Consider the following 5,682-nt stretch of genomic DNA (forward strand, 5'->3'; position numbering starts at 1 on the left):
TTAACGCAAAATGGCCACCCAAGAACCTTGGGTGGCCATTTCAACGAAGAAGTCCGGCGGTGTCCTACTCTCCCACAGGGTCCCCCCTGCAGTACCATCGGCGCAAAGAGTCTTAGCTTCCGGGTTCGGAATGTGACCGGGCGTTTCCCTCTCGCTATGGCCGCCGAAACACTATTGATGTATCAAAGTGAACAAGCAAACCAACACGCTGTGCGAACACAGTGGTGTTGTCTGCGGGTTCTCGACCGTACATCGAGAACCACTCAGTGGACGCGTAGCATCTTCGTATTCAAACAAAGAAAGTGTTATCAAATTATCGGCTTATTAGTACCGGTCAGCTCCGAGAGTCTTTCGTCCTCTCTTCCACATCCGGCCTATCAACCCAGTAGTCTGGCTGGGAGCCTCTCGCCCGAAGGCATGGAAATCTCATCTTAAGGCCGGCTTCCCGCTTAGATGCTTTCAGCGGTTATCCATCCCGAACGTAGCTAATCAGCGGTGCTCCTGGCGGAACAACTGACACACCAGAGGTTCGTCCAACCCGGTCCTCTCGTACTAGGGTCAGATCCTTTCAAATTTCCTGCGCGCGCAGCGGATAGGGACCGAACTGTCTCACGACGTTCTAAACCCAGCTCGCGTACCGCTTTAATGGGCGAACAGCCCAACCCTTGGGACCTACTCCAGCCCCAGGATGCGACGAGCCGACATCGAGGTGCCAAACCATGCCGTCGATATGGACTCTTGGGCAAGATCAGCCTGTTATCCCCGAGGTACCTTTTATCCGTTGAGCGACAGCGCTTCCACAAGCCACTGCCGGATCACTAGTCCCGACTTTCGTCCCTGCTCGACTTGTCAGTCTCACAGTCAAGCTCCCTTGTGCACTTACACTCGACACCTGATTGCCAACCAGGTTGAGGGAACCTTTGGGCGCCTCCGTTACTTTTTGGGAGGCAACCGCCCCAGTTAAACTACCCACCAGGCACTGTCCCTGAACCGGATTACGGTTCGAAGTTAGATATCCAGAGTGACCAGAGTGGTATTTCAACAATGACTCCACCTGAACTAGCGTCCAAGCTTCAAAGTCTCCCACCTATCCTACACAAGCCACACCGAACACCAATACCAAGCTGTAGTAAAGGTCACGGGGTCTTTCCGTCCTGCTGCGCGTAACGAGCATCTTTACTCGTAATGCAATTTCGCCGAGTTCGCGGTTGAGACAGCTGGGAAGTCGTTACGCCATTCGTGCAGGTCGGAACTTACCCGACAAGGAATTTCGCTACCTTAGGATGGTTATAGTTACCACCGCCGTTTACTGGGGCTTAAATTCTCAGCTTCGCCTTGCGGCTAACCGTTCCTCTTAACCTTCCAGCACCGGGCAGGCGTCAGTCCGTATACATCGTCTTGCGACTTGGCACGGACCTGTGTTTTTAGTAAACAGTCGCTTCCCACTGGTCTCTGCGGCCTTCAAACGCTTTCGGAGCAAGTCCTAATACGCCTCAGGCCCCCCTTCTCCCGAAGTTACGGGGGCATTTTGCCGAGTTCCTTAACCACGATTCTCTCGATCTCCTTAGTATTCTCTACCTGACCACCTGAGTCGGTTTGGGGTACGGGCCACTAGAACCTCGCGTCGATGCTTTTCTTGGCAGCATAGGATCACCTACTATCCCTTACGGGTCCGTATCGTGTCTCAGCCTTCACGAGAGACGGATTTGCCTATCTCTCAGCCTACGCACTTACACCGGGACAACCATCGCCCGGCATAGGCTACCTTCCTGCGTCACACCTGTTAATACGCTAAACGCACCAGCATGGGGTCGAGCGTTAGACCGGACCCATCATCCCCGAAGGGAATCAGTCGTCCGGGTTAGGACTCTTAGCACCACTGGATTATCTTGGGCGGTTCTTCGCGGGTACGGGAATATCAACCCGTTGTCCATCGACTACGCCTGTCGGCCTCGCCTTAGGTCCCGACTTACCCAGGGAAGATTAGCTTGACCCTGGAACCCTTGGTCTTTCGGAGGACATGTTTCTCACATGTCTTTCGCTACTCATGCCTGCATTCTCACTCGTGTAGCGTCCACGGCTGGTTTACACCGCCGCTTCACTCGCCACACGACGCTCTCCTACCCATCAATACGGCTGGACCACGAAGGCCTACCAAAAATATCAATGCCACAACTTCGGTGGCGTGCTTGAGCCCCGTTACATTGTCGGCGCGGAATCACTTGACCAGTGAGCTATTACGCACTCTTTCAAGGGTGGCTGCTTCTAAGCCAACCTCCTGGTTGTCTGTGCAACTCCACATCCTTTCCCACTTAGCACGCGCTTTGGGACCTTAGTTGGTGGTCTGGGTTGTTTCCCTCTCGACGATGAAGCTTATCCCCCACCGTCTCACTGCTGCGCTCTCACTTACCGGCATTCGGAGTTTGGCTGACGTCAGTAAGCTTTTGGGCCCCATCGGCCATCCAGTAGCTCTACCTCCGGCAAGAAACACGCAACGCTGCACCTAAATGCATTTCGGAGAGAACCAGCTATCACGAAGTTTGATTGGCCTTTCACCCCTATCCACAGCTCATCCCCTCAGTTTTCAACCTAAGTGGGTTCGGTCCTCCACGACGTCTTACCGTCGCTTCAACCTGGCCATGGATAGATCACTTCGCTTCGGGTCTAGGACATGCGACTGAATCGCCCTATTCAGACTCGCTTTCGCTACGGCTACCCCACACGGGTTAACCTCGCCACATATCGCTAACTCGCAGGCTCATTCTTCAAAAGGCACGCTGTCACACCAACAAGGGTGCTCCAACGGTTTGTAAGCAAACGGTTTCAGGTACTATTTCACTCCCCTCCCGGGGTACTTTTCACCTTTCCCTCACGGTACTTGTCCGCTATCGGTCATCTGGGAGTATTTAGGCTTATCAGGTGGTCCTGACAGATTCACACGGGATTTCTCGGGCCCCGTGCTACTTGGGATACTCCTCGCACGATTGCAGCATTTCGACTACCGGGCTGGCACCGTCTCTGGCTGGGCTTTCAATCCCATTCGTCTATACCACGTTCTAATGCTCCCCGAATATCAGTTCGGAGTGAGAAGTCCCACAACCCCGGACATGCAACGCCTGATAGCTATCACACATGCCCGGTTTAGCCTCTTCCGATTTCGCTCGCCACTACTGACGGAATCACTGTTGTTTTCTCTTCCTGGGGGTACTGAGATGTTTCACTTCCCCCCGTTCCCTCTACCCGCCCTATATATTCAGGCGGGAGTCACCAGATCACCACAAGGGGCCTGGCGGGGTTTCCCCATTCGGAAATCCTCGGATCACAGCTCGTTTATCAGCTCCCCGAGGCTTATCGCAGATTACTACGTCCTTCTTCGGCTCCAGATGCCAAGGCATCCACCGTTTGCTCTTAGAAATTTGAAATCACATGAGTTTGAATCGATCGGCACCAGTTACCTGATGCAGATTGACCAATGATCAACATCACTTCCGAAGAAGCATGTTTTGATCTTTGTGATCCACAACCCCGAAAGGTCATGAATCTAAGATGCTCGCGTCCACTGTGTAGTTCTCAAAGTACGGGCGGTACCTCTCTCCTTGACCATTGATGTCAAGCAAAAGAGGCCCTGAGGTTCGTCCTTCCTCCACCGAAGCGGAGAAGATCCGGTCCCTCAGGACCCAACAGCGTGCATATGCAAACCCTCCAGCCGGCCACCGTTCCAATCCCCCGAAGAAGACGTACTTGCTGGCAGACTCTCACGTCTACATCAATGTCAATGTTCCACCCATGAGCGCCACCCGAGAACATTCGTCTCAGTGTGACTTGGCAACGTAAACCTCGCTGTATACAGACGAGCGTTGCACATGCTCCTTAGAAAGGAGGTGATCCAGCCGCACCTTCCGGTACGGCTACCTTGTTACGACTTAGTCCTAATTACCGATCCCACCTTAGACAGCTCCATCCTTGCGGTTAGGCCACTGGCTTCGGGTGTTACCGACTTTCATGACTTGACGGGCGGTGTGTACAAGGCCCGGGAACGTATTCACCGCAGCGTTGCTGATCTGCGATTACTAGCGACTCCGACTTCATGAGGTCGAGTTGCAGACCTCAATCCGAACTGGGACCAGCTTTTTGGGATTCGCTCCACCTTACGGTATTGCAGCCCTTTGTACTGGCCATTGTAGCATGCGTGAAGCCCAAGACATAAGGGGCATGATGATTTGACGTCGTCCCCACCTTCCTCCGAGTTGACCCCGGCAGTATCCCATGAGTTCCCACCATTACGTGCTGGCAACATAGAACGAGGGTTGCGCTCGTTGCGGGACTTAACCCAACATCTCACGACACGAGCTGACGACAACCATGCACCACCTGTTTACGAGTGTCCAAAGAGTTGACCATTTCTGGCCCGTTCTCGTATATGTCAAGCCTTGGTAAGGTTCTTCGCGTTGCATCGAATTAATCCGCATGCTCCGCCGCTTGTGCGGGCCCCCGTCAATTCCTTTGAGTTTTAGCCTTGCGGCCGTACTCCCCAGGCGGGGCGCTTAATGCGTTAGCTACGACACGGAAACCGTGGAATGGTCCCCACATCTAGCGCCCAACGTTTACGGGGTGGACTACCAGGGTATCTAAGCCTGTTTGCTCCCCACCCTTTCGCTCCTCAGCGTCAGTAGCGGCCCAGAGATCTGCCTTCGCCATCGGTGTTCCTCCTGATATCTGCGCATTCCACCGCTACACCAGGAATTCCAATCTCCCCTACCGCACTCTAGTCTGCCCGTACCCACTGCAGACCCGAGGTTGAGCCTCGGGATTTCACAGCAGACGCGACAAACCGCCTACGAGCTCTTTACGCCCAATAATTCCGGACAACGCTTGCACCCTACGTATTACCGCGGCTGCTGGCACGTAGTTAGCCGGTGCTTTTTCTGCAGGTACCGTCACTTTCGCTTCTTCCCTGCTAAAAGAGGTTTACAACCCGAAGGCCGTCGTCCCTCACGCGGCGTTGCTGCATCAGGCTTTCGCCCATTGTGCAATATTCCCCACTGCTGCCTCCCGTAGGAGTCTGGGCCGTGTCTCAGTCCCAGTGTGGCCGGTCACCCTCTCAGGCCGGCTACCCGTCGTCGCCTTGGTGAGCCGTTACCTCACCAACAAGCTGATAGGCCGCGAGTCCATCCTTGACCAAAATTCTTTCCAGCAACTCACCATGCGGTGGAAGCTCGTATCCGGTATTAGACGTCGTTTCCAACGCTTATCCCAGAGTCAAGGGCAGGTTACTCACGTGTTACTCACCCGTTCGCCACTAATCCACCCAGCAAGCTGGGCTTCATCGTTCGACTTGCATGTGTTAAGCACGCCGCCAGCGTTCGTCCTGAGCCAGGATCAAACTCTCCGTAAATGTTGAATTGCACGACCACCGAAGCAGCCGGCACATTTCGCGCACCATGCCACCGGAATAGGTGAACACGATGCAAGTTTGAAACTGACAGAACAAATCATTACTGACTTGCTTTGTTTTGTTTAAATGTTTTCCAAAGGAATCTCTTACAACATCAACCAACCGAAAAGGAAGGCATCAATTGCACGAGGTTTTTGGCATTTGACATTGTGCACGCTGTTGAGTTCTCAAGGATCGGATGCTCCTGCCTTTGGCCATCACGACCGCCCTGCAGGGCAACTTCTCTA

General features: G+C 53.8%; 3 rRNA genes. All 3 read right to left on the bottom strand.

Annotated features, from left to right (window positions below):
- Positions 1-51 precede the first annotated feature (51 nt).
- The 3 genes from rrf to ITJ66_RS19615 all read right to left on the bottom strand — a co-directional run bounded on the left by rrf (position 52) and on the right by ITJ66_RS19615 (position 5,395).
- Positions 52-168, bottom strand: a 5S ribosomal RNA gene (rrf, locus tag ITJ66_RS19605).
- 136 nt (positions 169-304) lie between these two features.
- Positions 305-3,422 (bottom strand): 23S ribosomal RNA (locus ITJ66_RS19610).
- 452 nt (positions 3,423-3,874) lie between these two features.
- Positions 3,875-5,395 (bottom strand): 16S ribosomal RNA (locus ITJ66_RS19615).
- Together the 16S, 23S and 5S rRNA genes form the textbook arrangement of a ribosomal RNA operon.
- Positions 5,396-5,682: the final 287 nt, after the last annotated feature.

Source organism: Plantibacter sp. VKM Ac-2885 (assembly GCF_015351205.1).
In the GTDB taxonomy this organism is placed as follows: domain Bacteria; phylum Actinomycetota; class Actinomycetes; order Actinomycetales; family Microbacteriaceae; genus Plantibacter; species Plantibacter auratus.